We start from the raw sequence: 24,405 nt of genomic DNA, 5'->3' as shown, positions 1-24,405 counted from the left end.
AATAGCTTGGATCACATGTCGAGTATCAGCACGTCGTCGAAAGCGAAGCCGCGCACCCGCACCGTGTGCAGCGGGATCGCCATCTTGGCTTCGACTTCGATTTTCTTGCGCAGCCGCGTCACCATGGTGTCGAGCCGGTTCTGGTCGTAGCTCAGGTAATCCTCGCCAAACTCCTGGACGATTTTCTTGCGCGACACGGCTTCGCCGACATCGACCAGCGCAAAGATCTTGATGAAGGAAAATTCCAGGCTGGTGAGACGGGTCAGCACGCCGTTCGGCGCTTCCAGGGTGCGGTTGCGCAAGCTCAGGCGCCAGCCGGAGGTAAAGCGACGGGCCAGCGAGACGATGAACGCCTGCAGCGCCGGCATGCCGGTAGCGTCGGCTTGCTGCGGTTCGCTGCCATTGGTAGTGAAGATCGTGATGCCGCTGCCGGCATCGGCGCTGGCATTGGAATGATAAGGGAGCGGGAAGCCGTGTGCCTGCTGTACTGCGGTCCCGCAGATCTGCCGCTTGCCCTGGTCGCGCGGCAGGCTAGGCAGATCGACGGAGCGATCGCTGGGGAGATGACGGTCGGCGATGTCGGTAACGTGGGTGACCTGATAGCCTGCGTTACTGAAAAACGCTTTCAGTTGCTCGACATTGCCGGTATCACCCTTTAGCAGCAAAAGACTTATCATTTTGTCAGATCGCAAGTAGTTGCTATATGGAAAAAATACTAAAACATCAATCAAGTATCTTCCTGACAATTTCTGACCTTTTACAAAGCTTTTACAAAGTTTGTTGCAGATTGCGCGATGCAGGCCGGGCATGGGCCCGCCCGCATATTCCGGCGTGTCGCCGCTACACGTGAGTCAGCGCTTCCTTGCAGGTCTTCCAATACGTCTGCCGCGAGAGCAGGCCGATGGTGCCGCCGTTGATCAGGCGCGTGATCTTGATGAACTCCTCGCTGGCATCGACGCCTGGCTTGTTGTCGGCCAGTTCGTTGAGCTTCATCGAACTCCAGAACCAGGCCGCAGAGCGCGCCGCGCCCAACGGTTGCGCCAGCAGGTCGGGATTGCCTAGCAGGTCGAGCGCAAGCGCTGCAGCGCACTTGGTGTAGTTCTGGCGGCCGGTCAGCTGGATCAAACCGCGGCCGCGGAATTTCCAGCCGTCGCCGCTGTGTTCGTCGCCGTTGCCCATGCGGCTGGCGTAGACTTTGTTGGCGATTTTTTCCGGGTTGTAGCCGTACACGGCGGCTTGTTCGTTGCTGGTAAAGCGGCTGGGCCAGACCTGGCGCAGGCGGTCTGCCGAATATTTCAGGTTCTCGACCAGATGCTGGAGCTCGCCGGATTCGTGCAAGATTTGCGCCAGGAATGCGGCCTGGCGCGCCGGCGTATGGATGTCCCATTCTTCCATGGCGCTGTTGAGTGGCTGCACCCAGGCGTCTACATTCTGCCTGGCGACTGTGTTGCTGAGCATTGCCGAAAGTTGTTCTCGGGTGACTGCATTCATGATGGGTGCCTTTTCAAGTCTGGAAACGGTGGGGATGCGTTGATGTCGTGAGCGGGGACGGGCGATTCCGGCCGGCCGGAATCACCCATCTGCGGCAGCGTCAGGGCCTTATTGCACGGCAGCCGGCGCTTTGGCGGTGGCGCCGACCTTCGGCTGGATCGCGGTTTGCAGGATGTCCATCACGCGCGCCAGGCCTTCCGGCATGCCGGCGTCTTCAGCCAGCACTTGCACGTGATACTTGGCCGAGTTGTCCGACGTACGCGTGTTTTCCTTGTGCGATGCGACTGAACCTTCAATATGCACGGTGGCGCTGAAGCAGCCCCAGCCGAACTTCATGTCAGCCGACAGCTTGGCCGAGGCATCCTGCGATTCCTTGACGGCGAACGAGGATTTGACTTCCATGTCGAAGGTGATGTCGACCTTGGTGATCGCCAGGCTAGGCACCTTGACGATCGACAGCAGCGGCACGTTCAGCGAGACATCTTCATCGATGGTCTTGCTTGGATCGTCAGGATCGGCGGTCTGGCGTGTGAACGAAAATTTCGCGGTGCGGGTGGCGCCGACGCCATCCGGATCATCCTTGGACGGCGCCAGGAAACCGACGTACTTGATGAAATCGGCGGTGGCATTGGCCAGCCTGATCTGCGCATCACAGGCCGCGGTGAGCGGCCCGCCGATCAGGTCGCCCATGGGCAGGCCTTTGAATTGTGAAGCCATATCGATAAGTTCAGACATCATTTGCTCCTCAGTAGTGAGACCCGGATGGGTCGGAATATCCGCGTCGCGCAACGGCATGCATTGCGCGACGCGGTTTGAAGCGGCGGACGGCTGTCGAATATTTTTTTTGAAAAGGAGCCGTCGATGATTGACAGCTTATGAGGCGCACAGCCCTCAGCTCATGACATTTCCTGTCAAGCGCCGCAGCCATCGGCGGCAGGTTCTGGCGATGCGATGCCAGCGACTTGCAGGCGCGCGCCGCCGATGCAGCAGATCGATTTGTCGTTCCTGTTCGCGGTTGAGCAGGAAGATCCAGTTTGGAGTGGCGACACGCTTTCGGCGCCGTGAACGACGCTCCACGGCGCGATGGAAAGCGAGGCTGAGCGTGCCGTCGATAATGTGGATGTCCAGCCGCAGCGGCAGCGGCAGTGGCCGCAGGCCATGCCATATCCTTTGCCACAGCGTAGGGATGTTGATGGCAACGGCGCTGCGCGGCGAATCATACGGGCCGGAGGTATGGTCGATGCGATAGCAGCGCAACTGGAAATGCAGTTCCTGCAAGGCCAGCCTTCGTTGCGGGAATAGCGCAGTCAACGGCATCGCATGCGGTGTCGATGGCGTTGACTGCGCTTCCTCGAACAGCGTGTAACTGAGTTCGCCAGTGGCCTCCAGTGCCGACGGCGGCAGTGCAGTCAGCCGCAGATTGGCATCGTCGAACGATGCCGCTAGCGCAGCACACAAGGCATCGAGGGAGGACGTGGTGCTTGCCATGCAGTGTCCGATTATTCGAGGTACATCGGCTTGCGGGCGAAGCCGATGTTATAGACCGCATACTGCAGCACCACCTGGTGTTCGCCGATGTTGTAAAGGCCGAAGCTTTTTTCGGTATTCAGGATGTAGCCGCGCGGACTGCCGCTCAGGCAGCGGTTGACCAGCGCCATGGCCTCTTCGACTTCGGCCTCGGTCTTGATGCTTTGCGGATTATCGTTGCCGACCACGATCCGCTTGATATAGCGGATATCCGTCAGATGAAATCGTTCGGTGCTCAAAGCAGTCTCCTTGAGATGGTGCGGTTATTTCGAATCGACCGCGCCGGCATGTCCCTGCGCCTTGACCACGTCGTTGACCAGGCGCGCCAGCCCTTCCGATTTTTCGGTGGCGACCAGCTTCAGCTTGATGTGGGCGGCGTTGCCGTTCTGTCGGGCGATGCCACCGCCTTCGGGATTGATCATCAGCGCCGGCTTCCTTTCCGCCGGCGCCGCCAGGCCGGTCTGGCTCATGAAGGAGTTATTGACGCCGGTGCGTTCGTGTTCCGCGAATGCGCCGAGTTCGACATCAAGGTCGATCTCGGCTTCGCCGATGATCAGCGAGCTGTGCGGCACCAGCGAGATCAGCGGCAAGCGGTAGGTGTACATGTCGCCTTCGCTGGTGGTGCTGTGTATCGCCGGCAGTTGCAGGTCGATCGAGGTCGGCTGGTGCTGTTCGTCGAAAAATGAAGCGATGTTCGCGACCTGGGCTTTCTCGACCATGTGCTGGGCATTCATGATCGAACCGGCAATCGCCGTGATCATGTCTTCGAGGCTGGCTAGGATGGCCATGGAGTGATCCTTTCAAGATGGCGCGGGAAGGCGCGTATGCATGGCGCCGGCTTGCATCCGCTGTCTCAGACGGCGAGCTGCAAGCAACAGCGTAAGTGGGCGTGCCGCTTGCGACATGACGATTCCTGACATGTCGTCAGGTGGCGCGGCGGATGCGAAATGAAATGACTGGGGAATTTGCGGAGGTTGAGAAGGTTGACGTCGTGCACAGCATCCATCCGCTCCGGCAGATGGACGCTGCTTCTGCTGCTTAGGCCATCACCACATTATCGAGGGTGAATTTCAACGCTGTCGAGCCGACGCCAGGGCCGCCGCCGGTCATGATGATGTCGGCGCTGGCGATGCCCAGCAATGGTATTTCAGTGTTTACATCGGACATGATGGCGGAATTCATGATCTGTCCTTCGACCACTTGCGACACTGCGCCGATCCAGATCGTAGGCTTGAATTCAAACACCGCCTTTTGTCCGGGAGCGATCGAAGTCTTGATGGCCAGCGCCCGACCGTCCTTGTAGATGCTGGCGTTGATGGCGCCCTTTTCCAGATCGTTACGCAGCTGCACTTCCTTGGTGCTGGTGCCTGGACCGGCCACCGACAGCGTATCGCCGGAACCGGTCAGGCTGACGTGGAACAGCTGGCCGTTTTGCGCCGGCAGTTGTGGCGTGTAGTTGCCATAGCTGTCGCTGGCGCCGACTGCCATCGCCATTGGGAAGGTGAACGGATGATTGTCGCCTTGTCCGCAGTTCTTGATGATTTTCCAGGCCACCGACAGTTCGTCGAAATCCGAGGCTGTGTTCTTCTGGAAAACCACGATCTGCGAATTGTTCAGATCATTCGATTGGTTGATGAAGTTGAGTTTGATATCCATTGCTATTGCTCCAAGGTTGAGAAGGACGACACCCCATGTGTCGTCCAATTTTGCTACGGGTACAACGCCTGCAAATCAATCTGCTTCTGATGCTTTCGAACTTCGTTAAACCCTCTGAAGGTTTTCCAGCCTGAATTCATAACGTGTTGCCGTATCGCCTGCGCCGCCACCGGTCATCACGATATCGGCGCTTGCCAGGCCGGATAGCGGCAGTTCCGTCAGCGCGCCATCGATGGCGCCGGGATCGAAGACTTGCCCTTCCTCGATGCCGCTGACGACGCCGATCGAGAGTGCCGGCTTGAACTCGAACACGGCTCTTTGTCCGGGAGCGATGCCGGTCCTGCTTGCCAGCAATCTGCCGCCGGCATAGATGTTGGCGCTCAGCGCGCCGCGCGCAAGTTCGTTACGCATTGCGATTTGCCGGTTGTTGCCGGCATCGCCACGGAGTTGCAGATGGCGGCCGACGACACAGGCGCTGGCCGCGAACAGGCTGCCGCGCGGCGCTGTTAATCGCGGCGAGTAATTGCCGAAAGAATCGCCCAGCGCAATCTCGAATTCCTGCGAATAGACAAACGGATGGTTGCAATCCTTGCCGCAATGCCGGATGACCTTCCACGCCACCGTCGACAACATCGGCTGCACAAGCGCGCTGTCCTGGAAAATCAGGATGCTTGCTTTGTTACCGTTAACGGTTCGATTGATGAAGTTCAGCCTGACCTGCATTTTTTTCTCCAGCGCGTTTTATCCAGTTGCAGAGGAAAGATAGGCCAGCGATACAGCCATGGCGATTACATGCGGTTGCAGGAGGTCGCATGCAATTACAAGCGCTGTCGTTCCAAAAAAATGGCGGCCTGAGCCGCCATCGAAACGCCGCACGCAAGGGGCTTAGCTGCCAAGGGTATGACCGCCCCACGCATGGATCTGTGCAACCGGCGGGGCATAGTTGCCGGCATTGCCGAGTACCCCGCCGACACCGCTTTCCACCACGTCGAAACGCAGCGCCTCGCTGATCGCAATGATCAGGCGCGCCATGCCGTCCAGCACCGGGGCACCGACTGCCGCGCCGGCATAGGCATGCACCGATTGCACTGCGGCCAGCAGGTTGGCGTCGGTGATGGCCGGTAGCGCCAACGCGTAGCCGAGGCTGGCATAGCTGCCGTTGATGGCGCCGGGAAAGGCAACGCCCGGTACGGCGACGCCGATGCCGCCAAGTCCGGCGAAATGCCAGACGCCGTTCGGATTGCCAAAGGCGACCACGTACAAGGAGGCGTTTGCCGGTGGCAGATTGCCGTTCGGCTGATAGGCCAGGTTGATGTATAGATCGACCGCGTTTGCGGTCAGGGGGTGTGTAACGCGCACTGCAAGCAATACCGGGTTGGTGCCGTTGGCGCGGACTTGGCCGCGCAGCGCGCGGATGTCGGTGGAATAGGCGCCGCCTCTGGTTAAACGCACTGCCATGATGTTCTCCTGTGAGATTGCTGCGTGATGGATGGGATTACCGTAAGGACGAACTCCAGCATTGCCGGCGGTTTGAGGACCGCATGGCAGGCTGTATGTGACTGGTCCGCATTAGCAAGGTAGGTCAGTTGCGGCGCCGTGGCGATTACAGGCGGTTACACCGCCATGTGAATGAACGTGCATACTGATATTCAGCGAAGCGCCGCAGAATAGAGCTGAAGTTGCGGTTGCGATGATTCATCCGGCTTGCTTGAATCGAGGGAAACCGGAATGAACTCGCCCTCCAGTTTCGAGCCGCGCACGATACGAAACGGCTGCCGGCCAAAGCGGATTTCACCGCGCCGGCGCTCGATCACTGCGTCAATGCTGACGCCGGCAGGCAAGGCTTTCTGCAATTGACGGCGCGCCCTGAATATCTGGATATTCAGGTACTTGCCATCCAGTCCGAGCATTTTTTCCAGCTGCCCAATTGCCAGCCAGCCCTGGCTGTCGGCTTCGTAGCCGCGTCTGGCGTCGCCCAACCGATGCCTGGCCAGCGTCAGCAGGCTGTAGTGATGGATGCGTTCGCCGAGATTGATGAGCGGGTGGCCGCTGCAGGCGATCTGCAACCAGGTGTGCTCTTCATTCAGGCTGACATCGAAATGGAAGAACGGTAGTTCCGGCATGGCGGACGCAAATTTCTCATCAGTGGGTTTCATGTTCGGCTCTCAGGGATGGTCAGGATGATCCGCAGCGGGAGCGCCACCTGCCTCCCGCCGCAGCTTGCTGTCAGCCACTGTAGGGCGTCCCGTTGGAATCATTCCTGATCAATTCTGACGTCTGTCGGAGGTCGCCAGAAACCGTCAGGAACACGATCTGAGGCGATCTTATCCTGCAGCTATCCGGTGGCGGCGCATGTGCCGCGCAACCTTCCTTCCACATCTGTCAGCGGAACCAACGCATGTCTACCATCATTCGGCGAATCGGGCAGGTGCGCCTGCTGGCCTACGGGCTTGTATTGATTCTTGTCATCCACCTGGCGCTGGTGGCGATGCCATCGAAAACCATCACCATCGCCGCCGGGCCGGAAAGCGGGACTTATTATCAGAACGCGGTGGCTTATCGCAAAGTGCTGGAGCAGCGCGGTTACCGGGTGCAGGTAGTGCCCGAGAAATACACTGAAACCATCGCCGGCATGGTGAACGATCCGAAGTCCGGCATCGATGTCGGTTTCGTGGCCCAGGAGTTGCGCATCGACCGCCTCAGGAACATCGTCTCGCTTGGCGACATCGAGCTGGAGCCGGTGTTCCTGTTTGCACGCCGGTCGTTGTCTGCACAAAAGAAAATCGGCAGCTTTTCCGATCTAAAGGGATTGCGGGTGGTGCTGCCGCCCGAGCGCAGCGTGACCAGCCAGGCGGTGTCGCAGATATTCAAGCTGTGCAACGTCAGCCGCGACAATACCGTCATCGAATACCGCGAACTGGATGACGCCATTCGCCAGCTGGAAGCGGGCAAGGCCGATGCCGGCATTTTCATGCTGGGAGCCGACAACAAGCTGGTGGCCGGGCTGGCTAAAAATCCCGAGCTGAAATTGATCGAGGTTGGGCAGATCGATGCCCTGGTAAAAAATATCCCTTTCCTGCAGCACGCGGTGCTGCCGGCCGGCATCTACGATCGCGAGCGGAATATTCCGCCTGCCGACGTGCAACTGCTGGCCGCGCGGGTATCGATCATCGTCAAGAAGAGTCTGCCGCCGGCCACTGTCTACGCGGTGATGGAAGCCATGTCGGAAGTGCATCGGGCCGGCAACTACGTCAGCCAGCCGCGTGAATTCCCATCCTATCTCGGTACCGAGCTGCCACTGCATCCGCTGGCGCCGGAGTTCTATCGGGTTGGCACGCCGTGGATCTTCAACAACCTGCCGCCGGCGCTGGCCAATATTGTCGACAGCTACCTGATGCCAATGCTGGCGTTGTGGCTGCTGGTCGGCCTGCGGCGCAGCGTCTCGGATGTGGACGGGTTCCGGCATTTCCTGCAGATGGCGTTGAGCCTGCTGATGCTGAAATGGCTGCAACGGCGCGCGCGTCTGGGGCAACCGTTCGCTGCGCGCGAGACCTGGATGCTGGCCAGGATCGAGCGCTGGATTGCCCGGCATGACAAAAGCGAAGCCGTCAGGCAGGCGCTGGCTGAACTGCAGGCCGGTATTCGGCGGCAACCGGGCTAGCCATCAGTTCATCGCGATTCAGACACCATCCCCCAAGGAGCCACAGAAATGGAAAAGCAGCCAATCGATGTCAACGCCGCCATGCGCGCCACGTATGACCATTACTATTCCAGCGCCGGCTATCGGCAGCGTTATCCGGAGCCCAACCAGGCCACACTGGAATACCTGATGACGCACGGCGCAGGCAGCGCTGCCAATATTCTCGACTTCGGCTGTGGTAATGGCCGCTATGCGATGGCGCTGCTGGGGCGTAGCCAGGCGCGGATCACCGGCTACGATATCTCGCCGGCGTCGCTGGCCGAATTTGCGGCGTTGCTGCAGTTGACGCCATACCGCGACCGGGTTGCGCTGGTCGATGGCGAAGTCGGCAATCTGCGGCCGGAAGAACCCTACGATCTGGTACTGATGCTGTTCGGCGTGCTCTCGCATGTCGGCGCGCGCGCCGAACGCATCAAGGTGCTGCGCCGCTTGCGCGCGCTGATGAAAGCTGAAGGCAAGCTGATCCTGTCGGTACCAAGCGTGTACCGGCGGCGGCCGCTGGAGCTGCTGGAATTTTCGGTGCGCCGCCGCCTTGGCCGGGCTGGACCGCCGCAGGATGAGGCCGGGAATATTTTCTTTTCGCGGGCGATCAGCGGCAAGCCGCTGCAGTTTTTCTACCACCTGTATTCGCCGGCGGACCTGTGTGACGACCTGGCGCAGGCCGGCTTCAAGGTGGCCGAATGCCGGCCGGAAAGCCTGTTGCCGGAATGGCTGGTCACGCAGTCCACACTGGCGCGCCGGCTCGACAAGCTGGTGCTGCCGATATTGCCGGCGGCGCTGGGCTACGGCATCCGTGTCGTCGCCTATCCGTCCTGAACCGATCGCCATCCATGCACAAAGCCAGAGTTGTCCTCGCCGCGCTTGCCCTCTTGCTATGTGCGAGCGCCATGGACGCCGTTGCAGCCGGACGTATCGACCTGATCCGCAAGCGCGGTGAAATCGTCGTCGGCGTGAAAATCGATTACCCGCCATTCGGCATGCTGGATGCCTCCGGCGCACCGATCGGCCTGGAGCATGACTTGGCGGCCGACCTGGCGCGCCGGCTCGGGGTCAGGTTGCGCAAGGTCGCGGTGAGCGGCGCTAACCGCTTGCAGGCGCTCGACGAAGGCCGGGTGGACGCGTTGATCGCAACCACCGGTGATACTGCCGAGCGGCGCAAGATCGTCACCATGGTCGAGCCCAGCTATTACTCGTCCGGCGTCACCTTGATGACCCGCCCGGATGTGCATGTGGATAAATGGACCGACCTGCGCGGCCAGCAGGTATGCGCCACGCAGGGCAGTTATTTCAACCGCACCATGACCACCCGCCATCTGCTGGCGCTGCAGATGTACGGCAACGGCCGCGACGCCAAGCTGGCGATGCGCGACCGCCGCTGCGTCGGCTGGTTGTTCGATAACACCGCAATTGCCGGCGATTTGCGCTCTGCCGAATGGCAGGGTTATCAGGCAACTTTGCCGCCGCAGCTGATCACGCCGTGGTCGATCGCCATCGCCAACACCGAGCGCGGCGGCGAGTTGGAGCACTTCATCGGCGACACGGTGGCGGACTGGCATCGCAGCGGCTTCCTGATCGGGCTGGAACAGAAATGGGGACTGACACCGAGCCGTTTCCTGGCCGATGCCAACCAGCGCTGGCGCGCCATCGGCGCCGATGGTCAATACGTATGCCGGCGCGATGACGCCGGCCAATGGCCAGTGCATTGCCGCAATCCGATCTTTGTGACGTCGTCCGAGGTCAGCGGGTTGCGGCAGTTCGGCCTCTACGTCAAGGAGCGCAGCGGGATCAACCTGAGTTTTATCTACGACGATTACGAGCGTGCGCAATTCCTGCACGGCATGCTGATCACGCTGGCGCTGACCGTTTCCTGCGTATTGGGTAGCCTGGCGGTGGGGATCGCGTTCGCGCTGGTTGCCGACGCCGGCATCGTGTTTGCCAGCCGGGCGGTGCGGCTGTCGGCACTGGTCGGACGGATGACGCCGCCGCTGCTGCAGATCTACGTACTGTTTTTCGGTATCGGCGGCATCGTCGCGGCTGCCTGGGGTTTGCGGCTTGATCCGTTCGCGGTGGTGGTGCTGTGCCTGTCGTACGCCACCGGATCGAGCGTGATGAATGCCTTGCTGAACGCTGCCGAGGCGAAGCGTCGGATCAAGCGCGAATTCCGTTTGCGCCCGGGCGGTGTGCCGGCCGCCCTGATCGCCTCGTCGGCGGCGGTCACGGCGGCGCTGGTGAATGTCTCGAAAGCCACCATGATTGCCAGCGCCATCTCGGTGCCGGACCTGCTGTCGGTATCGACGTCGATCATTGCCGAGCACGGCGATGTCGGCGTCGTCATGAACACCTTGATGTTGCTGTTCCTGCTGCTCGGATTCACGGTGATCAGGCTGTTTCGCCTGGCCGGTCTGAAGGGGGCGCAATGGGTTTCGGCGAAATACTGAGCACCTTGCTGCACTGGTCGCCATTCCTGGCGCGCGGATTCTTGTGGAACATCCTGATTTCGAGCACTGCGATGGCCATCGGCACCTTGCTGGGTTGGGGCCTGGCCACGCTGCGCGCCGCGCCGCCTTCGTGGCTGTCGCGCGGCAGCATCGCGCTGACCGAATTCGTGCGCAATGTGCCGACCTTCGTATTCCAGTTCTATCTGGTGTTCATGCTGCCGCAGGAAATTGCGCTGCCAGGCTTGAACCTGCTGCTGCCGATCCCATCCTGGTTGAAGGCCGCGCTGGCGCTGGCAATGGCGGTGACCGGCTTTGTCTCGGACAACCTGTTGGCGGCAATCCGCCAATGGCGCCAGGGCAATCGCGGCGACGCGCTGCTGTTCATTCCCAACTGGGCCAACTACTTCGTGATCATCGTCATGGCCTCCAGCGCTGCTTCGGTCATCGGCGTTGGCGAGTTGGTGAGCAATTGCAATACGGTGGTCAATGCGGTCGGCAAGACGCAGATGATCTTGTGGGTCTATCTGTACGCGATGCTGTGGTTCTTTCTGTTCTGCTATCCGTTGGTACAGGGGATGCGACTGGTGCGCCATTGGATGGAACGGCGTGCAACTGACCGATAGGGAACCCGGCGCCACCGGCGTTGTCAAAGAAGTATTAAATTCCTGTTTTCCAGCTAGCTGCGCTGCAACACCTGAAGTGAAGCGCGCTACAATCATGAAGCAGAACAAACGTCGGTCCGGATAACACCGGTCTTACATACCGGCGATTCGCACTGCACGAAGCCACAAGACAAAAATCAGGAACGGCTTAATGCGCCGTTCGTGAAATTGGATTGATTTGGTCTGGCACTCCCACAGGACGTAAGCAGGATCATCTGTTGAGTTCTGTGCTGTCGATAGTCAAAATGTATCAAAAATATTTTTATAATCAATTTTGAATATTTCGGTACATCCTTTAAACTGTTTGTCATTGATTCACAACCCACGAGGAAAACACAATGTCTCTCATCAACACACAAGTCAAACCATTCAAGGCAACTGCATATCACAATGGCAAGTTCATTGACGTGAGCGACGAGTCCCTGAAGGGCAAATGGTCAGTTGTGGTGTTTTACCCAGCCGACTTCACTTTCGTCTGCCCAACTGAATTGGAAGACCTGGCCGACCATTACGCTGAATTCCAAAAGCTGGGCGTTGAAATCTACGGCGTGTCGACCGACACCCACTTCGCGCACAAGGCATGGCACGACACATCGGAAGCGATCAAGAAAGTGCAATACCCACTGATCGGCGACCCAACTACTGTCCTGTCGCGCAATTTCGAAGTGCTGATCGAAGAAGAAGGCCTGGCACTGCGCGGTACTTTCGTGATCAATCCAGAAGGCCAGATCAAGGTTCTGGAAGTGCATGACAACGGCATCGGCCGTGACGCTTCGGAATTGCTGCGCAAGGTCAAGGCAGCGCAATACGTCGCATCGCACCCAGGCGAAGTTTGCCCTGCGAAATGGACTGAAGGCGCAGCAACATTGACACCATCGCTGGACCTGGTCGGCAAGATCTAATAGCCGCACCGCAGCCGGCCCGGAATCTCCGGGCCGGTGTTGAAAAAATATTGAATGAAAGGCTTATCATGCTTGATGCAAATCTCAAAACCCAGTTGAAAACCTATTTGGAAAAGGTCGTGCAGCCGATTGAGATCGTTGCGTCTCTCGATGATGGCGACAAATCCCGCGAACTGCAGGCCATGCTCCAGGAAATCGTCCTGTTGAGCGACCGCATTACGCTGGTCGAACGTACTGACGACACAGAGCGCAAGCCGTCGTTCAGCATCAACCGCCCCGGTACCGATATCAGCGTGCGTTTCGCCGGTATCCCGATGGGTCACGAATTTACCTCGCTGGTATTGGCGCTGCTGCAAGTCGGCGGCCACCCGATCAAGCTGGACGATGCGGTCATCGAACAGATCCGCAACCTGGACGGCGACTACCGTTTTGAAACCTATATTTCGTTGTCGTGCCAGAGTTGCCCTGAGGTAGTACAGGCGCTCAACGTGATGTCCATCATCAACCCGCGCATTCGTACAGAGATGATCGATGGCTCGCTGTTCCAGAACGAAGTCGAGGCGCGCCAGGTGATGGCTGTGCCGTCGATTTTCCTGAACGGCGAAGTGTTCGGCCAAGGCCGTTCCGGCGTCGAAGAAATCCTGGCCAAGCTCGACAGCGGCGCCGGCGCACGCCAGGCCGCCGAGTTGAATGCCAAGGAAATATTCGATGTGCTGATCGTTGGCGGCGGACCTGCCGGTGCGGCAGCGGCGATCTACGCAGCACGCAAAGGTATTCGTACCGGCGTGGTGGCAGAACGCTTCGGCGGCCAGGTGCTGGACACTCTGGCGATCGAGAATTTTGTATCGGTCAAGGAAACTGACGGCCCGCATTTCGCCGTCGCGCTGGAACAGCACGTCAAGGCCTACGATGTCGACATCATGAACCTGCAACGGGCGGCAAGCCTGGTGCCGGGCAAGTTGATTGAAGTGAAAACCGCCAGCGGCGCGGTCTTGAAGAGCAAGTCAGTGATCCTGGCGACCGGTGCGCGCTGGCGCGAAATCAACGTTCCCGGCGAACAGCAATACCGTAACCACGGTGTGGCGTACTGCCCGCACTGCGACGGTCCGCTGTTCAAGGGAAAACGTGTTGCAGTCATCGGCGGCGGTAACTCCGGCGTCGAAGCAGCAATCGACCTGGCTGGCTTGGTGTCGCATGTCACCCTGATCGAGTTCGGCGCAGAATTGCGTGCCGATGCGGTGCTGCAACGCAAGTTGCACAGCCTGCGCAACGTGACCGTGATCACTTCGGCGCAAACCACCGAGATCCATGGAGACGGCAAGAAGGTCAACGGCTTGAGCTATACCGACCGGGTTTCCGGCGCCAGCCACAAGGTTGAACTGGAAGGCGTATTCGTCCAGATCGGCCTGGTGCCGAACACCGAATGGTTGAAAGGCACGGTAGCGTTGTCGCGCCACGGCGAAATCGAGGTTGACGCCAAGGGACAGACTTCCATCCCCGGCGTGTTTGCCGCCGGCGACGTGACGACAGTGCCGTTCAAGCAGATCGTGATCGCGGTCGGCGAAGGCGCCAAGGCATCGCTGAGCGCATTCGATTACCTGATCCGCACCTCGTTTGACGATGAGAGCGAAACCGCTGAAGAGAAGGTAGCAGTGGCGGCGTAACGTTCGATTCAGGTTGTCCCGCATCAGTCAAAAAGCCTCCCTTGCGGAGGCTTTTTTTCGTCGTGCGGGCAATTGTCCCGATAGATTCAGGGATGACGCTAGACGATGCCGGCCGACATTTAATGCTTACCAGATGACGGGCCATCGCCATACTCTTTTCATCAAAATACAACACTCCACCCACTTTTGCGGCTGTCATTGGTGCGTAATATTTGCGCTATAGAGTCTGGCTTTTATTGCTCTGTGGAATTATTATGACCTATCCAAGTCGCAGAAAATTTCTCAAAGGTTCGATGGCCGCAATGGGTGCGTCCATGTTGCCTCCAGCAGTCCAGCAAGCATTAGCAGCCCCCGCCGTCAGCGGCACGCTGGGCTCGATTGCCCACGTTGTCATCCTGTGCCAGGAGAATCGCTCGTTCGATCATTACTTCGGCACCATCAAGGGCGCACGCGGTTTCAACGACGATCACGCCGCCACAGTGCAAGCCACCACGCGCAACGTATTCACGCAAGCCGATAGCACCGGCAACCTGTACACGCCATGGCGCCTGAACTCCAGCACCAGTTCGGCGCAATGGTTATCGGATGTGCCGCATGACCTCGATACCGGCACCGCCGCCTGGAACAAAGGGCGCAGCGACAAATGGATTCCCAACAAGGGCATGAATTCCGTCACCTACATGACGCGCAACGACATTCCTTACCACTACGCACTGGCCGATGCCTTCACCTTGTGCGACAACTATTTCTGTTCGGCGCGCACCTCGACCAATCCGAACCGGCTGTATTTGATGAGCGGCACCATCGATCCGCAAGGTTTGCACGGCGGGCCGGCCACCACCAACGGTTTTACCTACGGTACGCTGACCTGGCAGACCTATCCGGAAGCACTGCAGGCAGCCGGCATTTCCTGGCGCACCTACCAGGAAGTCGATAATTACGACGACAACGCGCTGGCCTGGTTCAAGCAGTTCCAGAACCTGCCGACCAATTCGCCGCTCTATATCAATGGCGTGCAGACCCGGGTACTGGCCGATTTCCAGAATGACGTGGCACAGAACACCTTGCCGGCAGTCTCGTGGATCATCGCTCCGGCGGCCAAGTCGGAGCATCCCAACGGCTCGCCGAATGTCGGCGTCGACTATGTGAACCAATACCTGCAGGCATTGGCATCGAATCCGGCGGTCTGGGCCAAGACGGTGTTCATCTATACCTATGACGAGAATGGCGGTTTCTACGATCACGTGACGACACCGACACCGCCGGCAGGCACTGCCAACGAATTCGTCAGCGGCGTGCCGATCGGCCTCGGCTCGCGTGTGCCGACCATCGTCTGCTCGCCATGGAGCCGCGGCGGGTGGGTCGCCAGTGAAGTCTTCGATCACACTTCGACCATCCAATTCCTGGAGAAATGGACCGGCGTCACTTGCCCCAACATCAGTCAATGGCGGCGCGACATTTGTGGCGACCTGACTTCGTGTTTTGATTTCTCCGTCAGCAATGCGGCATTCCCAGTCCTGCCGGATACTGCATCGCTGGCGGCGCAAGCGACGGCCCAGCAGAGTCTGCCGAAGCCGACCCCGCCGGCGCCAACGACCGTCATGCCGGCGTACGAAGTCGGCCAAAAGCCGCTGCGCGTGCAACCTTACCAGCTCAACGGCTGGCTGACCCAGGATTTCGCCGGCAAGCAGGTCTGGACCAATTGGAGCAACGGCGGCAGCAAGCCTGCTCCGCTGCAAATCAACGTCGACAACTATCGCAGCGATAATCCGTGGATGTACACGATGGCCGCCAACGCCACATCCAGCGATTACTGGCACGTAATCAGTTACGGCAATGGCTACTACGATCTGGAAATGATCGGCCCGAATCAGTTCTATCGCCGCTTCAAAGGCTATCTCAGCGCCACCGCCTGGCAGGGACAGCCGGAACCACAGGTGAAGCTGACCAACAATGGCGCCGGGCAAGCGGTCACGATCCTGTTCGACAACAGCGGCACCACCAATAGCGCAGTGTTTACAGTACTTGATCGGATCACCTCGGGTAGCGTGACCACGCAGACCGTGACTGTAGCGGCCAAGCAGACGTCCACGCTGCAATTCAATACCACCAACGGCTGGTACGACCTGAAGATCACCCTGGGCGGAGACAGCAATTTCATGCAATCCATGGTTGGCTATACCGAAGGAATCCAGGGATTGACGCGGCCGCCGGTATTGCGCTGGTAAGAAATAGGGAAACCAATTGATCCGGGAGCGCGGTTTCGGCCGCCGTCCCGGATCAATCGCAAGGTGCGGTAATGAATGAGAAAAAATTTGCGCTGGGAATCGGCATTGCAGGCTGTGCATTCATTGCCTTGCTGGTATACCTGACCGCTCCGGATTTGGCGCCGCGTGCGCCGGTAGTGTTGCTTCCTGCCAGCGGCGCAAGCGCCGACGCTGGCGCCCGTTCGGATCACATCGAGCAGGCGCCGATGGCATCGCCCAGTCACGTCGTCAACACCGTTGCCGACTGCTCGACCGCGCGCCTCGATTCCTGGCGGCTCATCAATGTCGAAGCAGGCGCTTACCGGCAAGGCGGGTTCGCCGTGTTGAACAATGATCGGCGCGGCACCCTGACCGTCGCTGAATCGCAGATGTTCGATGGCAACCTGCTGCTGGCAAAGGTTAGCGCCAATGCGGTGGAAATCCGCTGCGGCCAGAGCGCGCAAACCAAAGTGCTGGCCGACAGCCGCAGTGCGGCAGATGCCGTGGCGCCGGCAATGAGGACGGCGTTACCGGCGCCGCCAGATAATTAATTGCCAACAGCAGGTTGGTGTGGCACGTACATCAAAATCGCAGCCGTGGCATGCTTAGGATAAAGTCGATAAACTGCATTTTTCGCTTGCCGAAGGCGTTGCCATGAAAAGCCATCTTTTATCCGTCGCTATGCTCGTGTTCTCGATTCCCGCGATTTCCAATGCGGCTCCGGGCGGTCACGATTTCTCGCCGCAGTTCAACGCCTGCTACGCCGCTGCCAATGGCGGCACTGCGTCAAAGGCCGCATGCTTGGCAGACGAACTGGATCGCCAAAACAGGGCGGCGGAAGAATCGCATGAGCAAACGTCCAAATTGCTGGCAGGCACAGAGAAGAAGCAATTTGCCGACGATTTTGTCGAATGGAAGAAAAATATTCTGCTGGATTGCTCGCTCCAGGCCGACAACCGGACTGTGCCGATCGAAAGAGAAAATGCCAGGAAATCCTGCCTGATCGAGCGGACCATTGGGCGCCTGAATGGCGATGATCTGATTCGCCAGAACAAGACGTCAGCGAAATAAAGAGCCGACCCGTTGGACCGGCTCTCCCGAAATCTTCTATATCAGGCGATCGAGCGCACCACGCCGCCGTCTACGCGCACTGAGGCGCCAGTGGTGGCCGATGCCTGCTGCGAAGCCAGGTAGACCACCATGTTGGCCACTTCTTCTACCGTCGCCAGGCGCTTGATCAGCGAGCTTGGGCGGTGCTGCGCGACGAAGTCGTTTTCCAATTGCTCAACCGATACACCTTGCTGTTGCGCCAGCCCGCTAAAGAAATCGCTGACGCCTTCGGAGCGGGTTGGTCCCGGCAGCACAGCATTGACTGTCACCCCGGTGCCGGCCAGGGTTTCAGCCAAGCCGCGCGAGACGGCCAGCAACGCGGTCTTGGTCATGCCGTAGTGAACCATCTCGACCGGAATCTGCAAACCGGATTCGCTAGATAAAAACAGCACCCGGCCCCAACCGTGCTCCACCATCTTCGGCGCGTAATGACGCGACAGGCGCACCGCGCTCATGACATTGACGTCGAAGAAGCGTCGCCATTCGTCGTCGCTGATATCGAAGAAACCCTTGGCCTCGAAAATCCCCAGGTTGTTGACCAGGATATCTGCTGCAGGAATCGCGGCAGTCAGTTGCGCCACGCCTTCGACAGTGCCAAGGTCAGCCGCAAAACCGCGCAGCCGCACCCCAGGAAATTCGGCGCGGATCGACGCCAGCGCCTCATCCACGCGCGCCTGGGTGCGGCCGTTGACCACCACTTCCGCGCCGGCCTGCGCCAGTCCGCGGGCAATCGCCAGGCCGATGCCGGCGGTCGAGCCGCTGACGATTGCAAGTTTGTTGCTCAGGTCGATTTTCATCAAACTCTTCCTTTAAAGGTCGATCGGCAGGATTGCCGCGTCGGATATCGCTGCTTTGTTGCATTTGGAGCAGGCTGGTCGCAATCATCCTGAAGATCAACGAGATGCAACAGCTTGCGCCCTGGACAAAAATGGATGACTGCCGGGTGGCCTTGCGGCCACCCGTCTATCTGCTGCGTCGACGCTTGATAAACAGCCCTAAAAGACCCAGAAGAATGAGTGCGGCAACCAGGCAAATCAGCGGAACAATATAAGGTTGCATCCGCGCCAGCAGCGGTTTCGGGCCGCCATCGCGGGCGACGGCGACGTCCTGTGCCGTGACCTGCGCTCCTGGACTGCCGTACTGTTGCAGCACGTGGTTGGAAATCGCAGCGATCTGTTCGTCGGTCAGTGGATTGACATAGGACTGGCCGTCGAAGCGCGGCATCAATACCTCTTGATCGCCGACCTTGCGCTCCACTCCGTACAGGATGGTGGAGATCAGGTTGGCGCGATTCGCCGAGCCGGTCGCGGTATTGTGAAACAGCGATGGGTAGGCCTGATTTCCACTGCCGCCACCATTCGCCTGATGGCAGCTTGCGCAATACGCGCTGTATAAAACCGCGCCGCTGTTGAGGCTATGGGTTTCATTCGGACCGACAGCGCCGCGCATTGATGCTTCGAGGCTTTTTGGCTGGCCGTATTCATGGGCCGGCTTTACATCGGCAGCATCGCGTATCGGCTTGGTCGTTTTCAGATATGCGACGATCGCCGCGGTATCTTCCTTGGATAAGAATTGCAGGCTATTCTGCACCGCTTCGGCCATGCCGCCTGCCGCCTGGTTTTTGCCGCGCACATGTCCCGTTTGCAGATACTGCGCCAGCTCCTGATCGCTCCAGCCGCCGATGCCGCTGACCGGATCGGACGTGATGTTGGGCGCATACCACGAGCCCAGCGGCGCGCCGCCAAATGCCTTGCTGCTGTCTTCGGCCATCAGTGCATTGCGCGGTGTATGGCAGGCGCTGCAATGCGCCAGTGCATTGGTCAGATAGGCGCCGCGGTTGATCTGTTGCTGGTCGCTGACAGGAGCGAAACGTTTGTTATCGAGGAACAGCATGTTCCAGGCCATCATCGACGCCCGCACACTGAACGGGAACGGCAGCGCAGTTTGCGGGGCAACCGTGTCGACAGGTTTCACGCCCACCATGAAATAGGTATACAACGCGTGCACGTCGTCGTCGCTGAGCAGCGTGTAGGAGGTGTAGGGCATTGCCGGGTAAAGCCGGGCGCCGTCGGCGCGCACGCCTTCCCGTAGTGCGCGGGAGAATTGCTGCTCGCTATAGTTGCCGATGCCGGCGCTCTTGGAGGGCGTGATATTGGTGGAATAGATGCGCCCCAGCGGCGAGTCGATGCCATAACCGCCGGCGAATGGCTGGCCATCCTTGGGCACCGTATGGCAGGCCATGCAATCGGCGGCCACTGCCAGATAGCGACCTTGCTCAACCAGTGCGGCCTGGTCCTTTGCCGGTTGGCCTTGCGCATGCGGTGCGCAGAACAAGGTAGCGGTGACGAGGAACAATGAACCAAGCAATGCCGCTCTGTATTTGTTCAATGCCGGAATCGCCATAGACGATCTGGCTGTGGGCTGGCTTCGTGTCTGTTGATAGCCCATGGTTCAAGCCTTGGCCAGGGTTTTGGCGATCGCGTCGGCCGCCTTCAGGCCCAGCGCCGCCATCGACAGCGTGCTGTTGACCACGCTCGCGGACGGAATCGCACCGCCGCCTGGCAACCACAAGTTGGCGTGGTCGTACGCGCGGCAATTGCTGTCAACTACCGAATCCTTGGGATCGGAACCCATGATGGTGCCGCCCATGATGTGGTTGTTGGCGTTGAGGCTGGTGGTGATATTGAATTCGGTCGCCTTGAACAATTGACCGATATGTTCGAGCTGTTTGTGCGCGGCCTCGGCGCCGCGCCGTACGTAGTCGCCGACGTCGTAATGAATGTCGGGACAGGCCAGGCCCAGCGGATCGCGCCGCGTCTTGCTCAATGACAGGCGATTGTTCGGATCGGGCAACGGCTCCAGGCTGATCGAGAGATCCACGCCGTAGGCAGCGCGACGGCGGATTTCATCGTCCAGTTCCTTGCCGACCAGTCCCATTTTCAGGGCTTGGTCGGTAGCCGGGCCGACGCGCGAAATATTATTCAGGATCATCTTGTTGGCCGAATATTCGGAGCGGAACGCGCCGTCGCGCGGCCCCACCAGGCAGCTGCTTTGCGCCGGTCCGCGCCCAAGCCAGATCGGTTCACTGGCGAGGAAGGTGCAATGGAATCCGGAGTGATCCATCATGTTGCGGCCGACCTGATCGGATGAGTTGGCAATGCCGTTCGGATTGCGTTCGTTCGCCGCCAGCAGCAGCAAGCGCGGCGTTTCCAGGCTGTTGCAGGCCAACACGAATGCACTGCCGGTGGCTTTATGCGAGCGTTTGGCTGAGTCGTACCAATGCACGGCGGTGATGCGGTTGTTTTCGTCGGTATCGATTTTATATACCACCGATTCGGCCAGCACCTTCGCGCCCTTTTGCTCTGCGCGCTGCACATGATGAATGCCGTTGTACATCGCGCCAATCGGACAGATCGGCTGGCAATTGTTGTTGCCGCAACAGGTCGGACGCCCTTGCCATGGCCGGGTGCTGCGCCCCTGCGGGATCGGCACCGAACGATAGCCGTGTGCGTTGACGATTTCCGCAAAGCGTTTGTCGCCGTAGGCCCACGGCACCATGTCCATAGGATAGGGTTTGCTGCGCTCGGACGGCGATTGCATCGCTGGATCGTTCGGTCCGGCCACGCCCATCTCTTCTTCCGCGCGGCAGTAATACGGTTCCAGTTCTTCATACGAAATCGGCCAGTCGCGGCCGACGCCATACGCCGACTTCATGCGCATGTCGACCGGCAAGTGGCGCCAGCATGACGCTGCCCAGTGCCAGGTAGTGCCGCCAACCGTGCGCAGATATCCTTGCTGGAAACTGCTGCCGTTGGGGCCGCTCAGGCCGACGTAATTATTTGCCGGAAAATACAATGGAGCCGGCGCCATCGGCGATTGCGGATACAGGCCTTGATAGTCGGAGCCGAGCCGATTCTGGAACGGCATGTTGCGCCAGTTCTCGACGGCTTGCCCGCGCTCGATGCGCAGCCCCGCTTCCAGGATGAGGACCGAATGGCCGAGGCTGACGAGCTGGTCGGCAATCATGGCGCCGACCACGCCGGAGCCGACGATGACCACATCTGCAGTGGCATCGCCGTTGGATTCGAAAGAAGGAGTTTTCATGGTTCAGGCAGTTGGTGTCGCAAATGCGGCGGAGGCTGAAGGATTTGCGTCAGGTGATGGCGGTTGCCCGGTCCACCACAACGGGCCGAACGAGCAATAGGTAGGGACAGGCAACGCGTCCCGCACCGGCTGGTACATCAATGCGTCCGCATACGATACGACTATGGCTTTCTGACCTTTGCCGATAGTACCTGTGTACCAGGCGGCAACGATGGCCAAGGCCGTATCGTGCAGCGCCGGATCGCTGCTGGCAGCCGCCAGCAAGGCGCTCGCCGGTTGTCCGGCCTGCACCAAGGCGGTCAGCTTGTCTGCATGAGAAGAAAAATCGGGATAAGTGTCACGCATTGCAGCAGCGATGCGCGTCGCGGTTTCCGGATTCAGATCGGCATGGCCGGTGAGGGCTTGCGACAGTGCCAGGAACGCTGTTGTGTTCGGTACAGAATTGACGGCATTGCCTGCCGCCGCGGTTTGCGCCTGGATCGACGAAGAGCCTGACAAAAGGCCAATTTCGGCGATCATGGCAGCGATGCCGATCAGCATCGTGCGGCGCGAAACCCCATGGGAAGAATTGGGAATGACGGGTGGTTGATCTTGTGGATCGGGATCCGAAGATGGCATGATCTAAGGCTCCGATCTGATTGACGTTTGACGTTTGAGCATCTTCGAATTCCTATCTGACAAATGGGTATCGAAAACGCAATCATACTACGGGCAAGAAATTTGTACTGGCGGCCAAAAATTTCTGATCGCGCCAACCGATATTGCAAAGCGGTACTGTATCAATTCGCCTATATATGTATGGAATTCTTGGCGTGCGCCGAATAAAGTGCGGGTGATTTTTTTTCGTAGAGAAATCAAGCGGCGAAGAAATCGTGGCCAGCCAGATCGCCGATGTGCGCAACGCTGATGTCGGCCGGCTGGTATCTGGCAATGCTATCCGGATCAAATGCGTAGTGACCTTGTCGAACAAAGACCGTTGTCAGCCGGTCGCCCCAGATGGCCTTCATGGCGTCCAGAACGCGCAATTTGTCATCCACCATGACGTAGCGTTGCGCCGGATAATGTCGCGCGACATCGTCGAGCATCTGTTCTTTGTGGACGTAGATGAGTACGCGATCCGCTACCATTTGAGCAAGGCCGGAACGCTGAATTTTTCGCGGTTGAAAAATTGCATCGCCGTCCGACAGAATGACCGTGCGGCCGCTGCGGCCGAGATGGGCAATCGTTTCGTCTGCACCTGGATAGAGCAGATCAGCAAACGGATAGTCGATCAGATACGCCGACATGGCGAACAGGCGCGGATCATCCAGGTTGGCAAGCCGATAGCGTTGCATCGCGCCGAGATAGTCGACATACCCCAGCTCCGCACGTATTTCTTCCAGGATGGCGCTGTATCGGATCCGGCTCTGTGCACCGAATTCGCGCTCCAGATGCGTCAGCAGATTTTTCTGGAAGAGATCGTTGTCGAGCAAGGTGTTGTCAACGTCGAGTAAAAAAATCACCTCATCCGGCATGGCCATCTTCACTCTCCATCGCGCCCGGATCATGCCAGCCGCCGTCGGCGGCGAGCATCTGCGTGGCTGCGTTCGGCCCCCAGCTTTGCGGGTCGTAAGTCTGCAGTGGAACGGTATTGCCAAGAATCGGCGTCACGGTGCGCCAGGCTGCTTCGATGCTGTCATAACGGGCAAACAGCGCTGCATCACCGAGGATTGCGTCGCCAAGCAAACGCTCGTAAGGCATCATTTCATCGGCGGAATGCCGGTGCGCGACCAGTTCCACCATTTCGCCTGCCATCTCTTCACCCGGCGTCTTGCAGCGCGCACCGAGAGAGATAAGGACATCGGGACTGAGTTGAAAGCGGAAGTAATTTTCCTGTGCTGATGTCGCGTTATCGAAGATTGCATTCACCGGAGATTTGAGTTTTACCATCACCTCGGTGGCGGTCACCGGTAACTGCTTGCCGGCGCGGATATAAAAGGGAACGCCGGCCCAACGTGCATTTTCAATGCGCAGGCGCAGGGCGACAAAAGTTTCGATGGAGGAGTTCGGCGCAACGCCGGGTTCCCTGAGATAGCCGTCGAACTGGCCGCGCACTACGTCATCGGGAGCAATCGGCTGCATGGCATCGAATAGCTGCAGCTTTGCATCGCGCATGGCGTCGGGATGCTTGTCCAGCGGCGGATCGGTGGCAAGCAGCGATACCACCTGCAGCATATGATTTTGCACGACGTCGCGGATCGCGCCAACGTCGTCATAAAAACTGCCGCGCCCCTGGACGCCAAATGATTCTGCCATCGTGATCTGGATATTTGCGATATGGTCGCGATTCCAGATCGGTGTCAGGAAGGCATTCGCAAAGCGGAAGTAAAGAAGATTCTGGATGGCTTCCTTGCCCAGGTAATGATCGATGCGGAAGATTGCGTTCGCCGGGAATGATTGCTCCAGTACGCGATTGAGAGCTTGTGCCGAGGCCAGGTCGCGGCCAAACGGTTTTTCGATGATCACGCGCGCATTCTCTGCGCAGCCGGAGGTGGACAAATGGCCAACAACTGCCTCGAACATGTCCGGCGGTATGGCGAGGTAGTGCAGCGGGTGCTGCGCCTTTCCCAATGTGCTGCGTAGTTGCCGGTAGGTGTCGGCATCTGCTATGTCGCCGCTGATGTATTGCAGGCGGGACGCCAGCTTCTGGAACGCGTCTTCATCCACAACGCCATGCTTTTCTATGCTGTCGCGCGCACGGGCGATGAATTGATCGACAGTCCATGCCGATCTGCCGATACCGATCAGCGGCATGTCCAGATGCCCGCGCCGCATCATGGCCTGCAGCGCCGGGAATATCTGTTTGTAAGCCAGGTCGCCGGTAGCGCCAAAAAAAACGAATGCATCTGATTTTGCTTCAGGCATG

25 protein-coding genes are annotated in these 24,405 nt (G+C 59.1%); 9 read left to right on the top strand and 16 right to left on the bottom strand.

The features are described 5' to 3' along the window. Positions 1–11 precede the first annotated feature (11 nt). The 10 genes from ACIPF8_RS05155 to ACIPF8_RS05110 form a co-directional block, all read right to left on the bottom strand. The gene (locus tag ACIPF8_RS05155) at positions 12–677 is read right to left on the bottom strand and encodes a winged helix-turn-helix domain-containing protein (RefSeq protein WP_400417818.1); all 666 of its coding nucleotides are present in this window, start codon (positions 675–677) and stop codon (positions 12–14) included. Between the two features lie 163 nt (positions 678–840). After that, complete coding sequence (locus tag ACIPF8_RS05150) at positions 841–1,491, bottom strand: glycoside hydrolase family 19 protein (RefSeq protein WP_400417815.1); 651 nt, start codon at positions 1,489–1,491, stop codon at positions 841–843. A 108-nt stretch (positions 1,492–1,599) separates the two neighbouring features. Next, positions 1,600–2,226: a DUF2589 domain-containing protein gene (locus ACIPF8_RS05145; RefSeq protein WP_400417812.1), complete on the bottom strand. Its 627-nt coding sequence runs from the start codon at positions 2,224–2,226 to the stop codon at positions 1,600–1,602. A 156-nt stretch (positions 2,227–2,382) separates the two neighbouring features. After that, entirely contained in the window at positions 2,383–2,979 is a 597-nt protein-coding gene (locus tag ACIPF8_RS05140; RefSeq protein ID WP_400417809.1) for a hypothetical protein, read from the bottom strand. Between the two features lie 11 nt (positions 2,980–2,990). Continuing rightward, a complete protein-coding gene (locus ACIPF8_RS05135) occupies positions 2,991–3,257 on the bottom strand; it encodes a hypothetical protein (protein WP_400417806.1) in 267 nt (88 codons plus the stop codon). A 24-nt stretch (positions 3,258–3,281) separates the two neighbouring features. Then, positions 3,282–3,806, bottom strand: coding sequence for a DUF2589 domain-containing protein (locus tag ACIPF8_RS05130; protein ID WP_400417803.1), 525 nt, complete (start codon positions 3,804–3,806; stop codon positions 3,282–3,284). Positions 3,807–4,056: 250 nt separating this feature from the next. Then, positions 4,057–4,674 carry a hypothetical protein gene (locus ACIPF8_RS05125; RefSeq protein WP_400417800.1) on the bottom strand — a complete coding sequence of 206 codons (618 nt, stop codon included), beginning with the start codon at positions 4,672–4,674 and terminating at the stop codon, positions 4,057–4,059. A gap of 105 nt (positions 4,675–4,779) precedes the next feature. Further along, the gene (locus tag ACIPF8_RS05120; protein WP_400417799.1) at positions 4,780–5,397 is read right to left on the bottom strand and encodes a hypothetical protein; all 618 of its coding nucleotides are present in this window, start codon (positions 5,395–5,397) and stop codon (positions 4,780–4,782) included. 162 nt (positions 5,398–5,559) lie between these two features. Beyond that, positions 5,560–6,132 carry a ribosome-inactivating family protein gene (locus ACIPF8_RS05115; protein WP_400417797.1) on the bottom strand — a complete coding sequence of 191 codons (573 nt, stop codon included), beginning with the start codon at positions 6,130–6,132 and terminating at the stop codon, positions 5,560–5,562. A gap of 191 nt (positions 6,133–6,323) precedes the next feature. Further along, positions 6,324–6,830, bottom strand: a complete 507-nt coding sequence (locus ACIPF8_RS05110) for a hypothetical protein (RefSeq protein ID WP_400417794.1) — start codon at positions 6,828–6,830, stop codon at positions 6,324–6,326. A gap of 242 nt (positions 6,831–7,072) precedes the next feature. Here ACIPF8_RS05110 and ACIPF8_RS05105 point away from each other — a divergent pair, with 242 nt between their 5' ends. The 9 genes from ACIPF8_RS05105 (at position 7,073) to ACIPF8_RS05065 (ending at position 17,357) form a co-directional block, all read left to right on the top strand. Next, on the top strand, positions 7,073–8,335 hold the full coding sequence (locus ACIPF8_RS05105; RefSeq protein ID WP_400417791.1) for a TAXI family TRAP transporter solute-binding subunit: 1,263 nt from the start codon (positions 7,073–7,075) through the stop codon (positions 8,333–8,335). Positions 8,336–8,383: 48 nt separating this feature from the next. After that, entirely contained in the window at positions 8,384–9,190 is an 807-nt protein-coding gene (locus ACIPF8_RS05100) for a class I SAM-dependent methyltransferase (RefSeq protein ID WP_400417789.1), read from the top strand. Between the two features lie 71 nt (positions 9,191–9,261). Beyond that, positions 9,262–10,812 carry a transporter substrate-binding domain-containing protein gene (locus ACIPF8_RS05095; protein WP_400417786.1) on the top strand — a complete coding sequence of 517 codons (1,551 nt, stop codon included), beginning with the start codon at positions 9,262–9,264 and terminating at the stop codon, positions 10,810–10,812. Next, the gene (locus ACIPF8_RS05090; RefSeq protein WP_400417782.1) at positions 10,791–11,435 is read left to right on the top strand and encodes an ABC transporter permease subunit; all 645 of its coding nucleotides are present in this window, start codon (positions 10,791–10,793) and stop codon (positions 11,433–11,435) included. Before ACIPF8_RS05095 ends, ACIPF8_RS05090 begins: the two co-directional genes overlap by 22 nt. A 377-nt stretch (positions 11,436–11,812) precedes the next feature. Continuing rightward, a complete protein-coding gene (ahpC, locus tag ACIPF8_RS05085) occupies positions 11,813–12,376 on the top strand; it encodes an alkyl hydroperoxide reductase subunit C (RefSeq protein WP_400417779.1) in 564 nt (187 codons plus the stop codon). Positions 12,377–12,444: 68 nt separating this feature from the next. Beyond that, a complete protein-coding gene (gene ahpF / locus ACIPF8_RS05080) occupies positions 12,445–14,040 on the top strand; it encodes an alkyl hydroperoxide reductase subunit F (protein WP_400417776.1) in 1,596 nt (531 codons plus the stop codon). A gap of 254 nt (positions 14,041–14,294) precedes the next feature. Next, positions 14,295–16,268 (top strand): phosphocholine-specific phospholipase C, encoded by a 1,974-nt coding sequence (locus ACIPF8_RS05075; RefSeq protein WP_400417773.1) that lies wholly within the window; start codon positions 14,295–14,297, stop codon positions 16,266–16,268. 71 nt (positions 16,269–16,339) lie between these two features. Then, entirely contained in the window at positions 16,340–16,837 is a 498-nt protein-coding gene (locus tag ACIPF8_RS05070) for a hypothetical protein (RefSeq protein ID WP_400417771.1), read from the top strand. Between the two features lie 103 nt (positions 16,838–16,940). Continuing rightward, positions 16,941–17,357, top strand: coding sequence for a hypothetical protein (locus ACIPF8_RS05065; RefSeq protein WP_400417769.1), 417 nt, complete (start codon positions 16,941–16,943; stop codon positions 17,355–17,357). A 41-nt stretch (positions 17,358–17,398) separates the two neighbouring features. On the opposite strand, the gene ACIPF8_RS05060 is transcribed toward ACIPF8_RS05065, so the two are convergent. From ACIPF8_RS05060 to zwf, 6 genes are all read right to left on the bottom strand, one after another. Next, positions 17,399–18,193: an SDR family NAD(P)-dependent oxidoreductase gene (locus ACIPF8_RS05060; RefSeq protein ID WP_400417766.1), complete on the bottom strand. Its 795-nt coding sequence runs from the start codon at positions 18,191–18,193 to the stop codon at positions 17,399–17,401. 166 nt (positions 18,194–18,359) lie between these two features. After that, positions 18,360–19,784, bottom strand: a complete 1,425-nt coding sequence (locus ACIPF8_RS05055) for a c-type cytochrome (protein WP_400417763.1) — start codon at positions 19,782–19,784, stop codon at positions 18,360–18,362. Positions 19,785–19,847: 63 nt separating this feature from the next. After that, positions 19,848–21,500 carry a GMC family oxidoreductase gene (locus ACIPF8_RS05050; RefSeq protein WP_400417760.1) on the bottom strand — a complete coding sequence of 551 codons (1,653 nt, stop codon included), beginning with the start codon at positions 21,498–21,500 and terminating at the stop codon, positions 19,848–19,850. A gap of 3 nt (positions 21,501–21,503) precedes the next feature. Beyond that, entirely contained in the window at positions 21,504–22,118 is a 615-nt protein-coding gene (locus tag ACIPF8_RS05045) for a sugar dehydrogenase complex small subunit (protein ID WP_400417758.1), read from the bottom strand. 236 nt (positions 22,119–22,354) lie between these two features. Then, the gene (locus tag ACIPF8_RS05040; RefSeq protein WP_400417754.1) at positions 22,355–23,020 is read right to left on the bottom strand and encodes an HAD family hydrolase; all 666 of its coding nucleotides are present in this window, start codon (positions 23,018–23,020) and stop codon (positions 22,355–22,357) included. After that, a complete protein-coding gene (gene zwf, locus ACIPF8_RS05035; RefSeq protein WP_400417752.1) occupies positions 23,004–24,404 on the bottom strand; it encodes a glucose-6-phosphate dehydrogenase in 1,401 nt (466 codons plus the stop codon). The genes ACIPF8_RS05040 and zwf overlap by 17 nt, the downstream gene beginning before the upstream one ends. Position 24,405 lies beyond the last annotated feature (1 nt).

Source organism: Collimonas sp. NPDC087041 (assembly GCF_044745265.1).
In the GTDB taxonomy this organism is placed as follows: domain Bacteria; phylum Pseudomonadota; class Gammaproteobacteria; order Burkholderiales; family Burkholderiaceae_D; genus Collimonas.
This window is presented reverse-complemented; position numbering and strand designations above follow the sequence as displayed.

What these genes read in the sequence shown, in the direction of transcription:
- ACIPF8_RS05155 (WP_400417818.1), bottom strand. Translation starts at nt 677, where the DNA reads ATGATAAGTCTTTTGCTGCTAAAGGGTGATACCGGCAATGTCGAGCAA.
- ACIPF8_RS05150 (WP_400417815.1), bottom strand. Translation starts at nt 1,491, where the DNA reads ATGAATGCAGTCACCCGAGAACAACTTTCGGCAATGCTCAGCAACACA.
- ACIPF8_RS05145 (WP_400417812.1), bottom strand. Translation starts at nt 2,226, where the DNA reads ATGTCTGAACTTATCGATATGGCTTCACAATTCAAAGGCCTGCCCATG.
- ACIPF8_RS05140 (WP_400417809.1), bottom strand. Translation starts at nt 2,979, where the DNA reads ATGGCAAGCACCACGTCCTCCCTCGATGCCTTGTGTGCTGCGCTAGCG.
- ACIPF8_RS05130 (WP_400417803.1), bottom strand. Translation starts at nt 3,806, where the DNA reads ATGGCCATCCTAGCCAGCCTCGAAGACATGATCACGGCGATTGCCGGT.
- ACIPF8_RS05125 (WP_400417800.1), bottom strand. Translation starts at nt 4,674, where the DNA reads ATGGATATCAAACTCAACTTCATCAACCAATCGAATGATCTGAACAAT.
- ACIPF8_RS05120 (WP_400417799.1), bottom strand. Translation starts at nt 5,397, where the DNA reads ATGCAGGTCAGGCTGAACTTCATCAATCGAACCGTTAACGGTAACAAA.
- ACIPF8_RS05115 (WP_400417797.1), bottom strand. Translation starts at nt 6,132, where the DNA reads ATGGCAGTGCGTTTAACCAGAGGCGGCGCCTATTCCACCGACATCCGC.
- ACIPF8_RS05110 (WP_400417794.1), bottom strand. Translation starts at nt 6,830, where the DNA reads ATGAAACCCACTGATGAGAAATTTGCGTCCGCCATGCCGGAACTACCG.
- ACIPF8_RS05105 (WP_400417791.1), top strand. Translation starts at nt 7,073, where the DNA reads ATGTCTACCATCATTCGGCGAATCGGGCAGGTGCGCCTGCTGGCCTAC.
- ACIPF8_RS05100 (WP_400417789.1), top strand. Translation starts at nt 8,384, where the DNA reads ATGGAAAAGCAGCCAATCGATGTCAACGCCGCCATGCGCGCCACGTAT.
- ACIPF8_RS05095 (WP_400417786.1), top strand. Translation starts at nt 9,262, where the DNA reads ATGGACGCCGTTGCAGCCGGACGTATCGACCTGATCCGCAAGCGCGGT.
- ACIPF8_RS05090 (WP_400417782.1), top strand. Translation starts at nt 10,791, where the DNA reads ATGGGTTTCGGCGAAATACTGAGCACCTTGCTGCACTGGTCGCCATTC.
- ahpC (WP_400417779.1), top strand. Translation starts at nt 11,813, where the DNA reads ATGTCTCTCATCAACACACAAGTCAAACCATTCAAGGCAACTGCATAT.
- ahpF (WP_400417776.1), top strand. Translation starts at nt 12,445, where the DNA reads ATGCTTGATGCAAATCTCAAAACCCAGTTGAAAACCTATTTGGAAAAG.
- ACIPF8_RS05075 (WP_400417773.1), top strand. Translation starts at nt 14,295, where the DNA reads ATGACCTATCCAAGTCGCAGAAAATTTCTCAAAGGTTCGATGGCCGCA.
- ACIPF8_RS05070 (WP_400417771.1), top strand. Translation starts at nt 16,340, where the DNA reads ATGAATGAGAAAAAATTTGCGCTGGGAATCGGCATTGCAGGCTGTGCA.
- ACIPF8_RS05065 (WP_400417769.1), top strand. Translation starts at nt 16,941, where the DNA reads ATGAAAAGCCATCTTTTATCCGTCGCTATGCTCGTGTTCTCGATTCCC.
- ACIPF8_RS05060 (WP_400417766.1), bottom strand. Translation starts at nt 18,193, where the DNA reads ATGAAAATCGACCTGAGCAACAAACTTGCAATCGTCAGCGGCTCGACC.
- ACIPF8_RS05050 (WP_400417760.1), bottom strand. Translation starts at nt 21,500, where the DNA reads ATGAAAACTCCTTCTTTCGAATCCAACGGCGATGCCACTGCAGATGTG.
- ACIPF8_RS05045 (WP_400417758.1), bottom strand. Translation starts at nt 22,118, where the DNA reads ATGCCATCTTCGGATCCCGATCCACAAGATCAACCACCCGTCATTCCC.
- ACIPF8_RS05040 (WP_400417754.1), bottom strand. Translation starts at nt 23,020, where the DNA reads ATGGCCATGCCGGATGAGGTGATTTTTTTACTCGACGTTGACAACACC.
- zwf (WP_400417752.1), bottom strand. Translation starts at nt 24,404, where the DNA reads ATGCCTGAAGCAAAATCAGATGCATTCGTTTTTTTTGGCGCTACCGGC.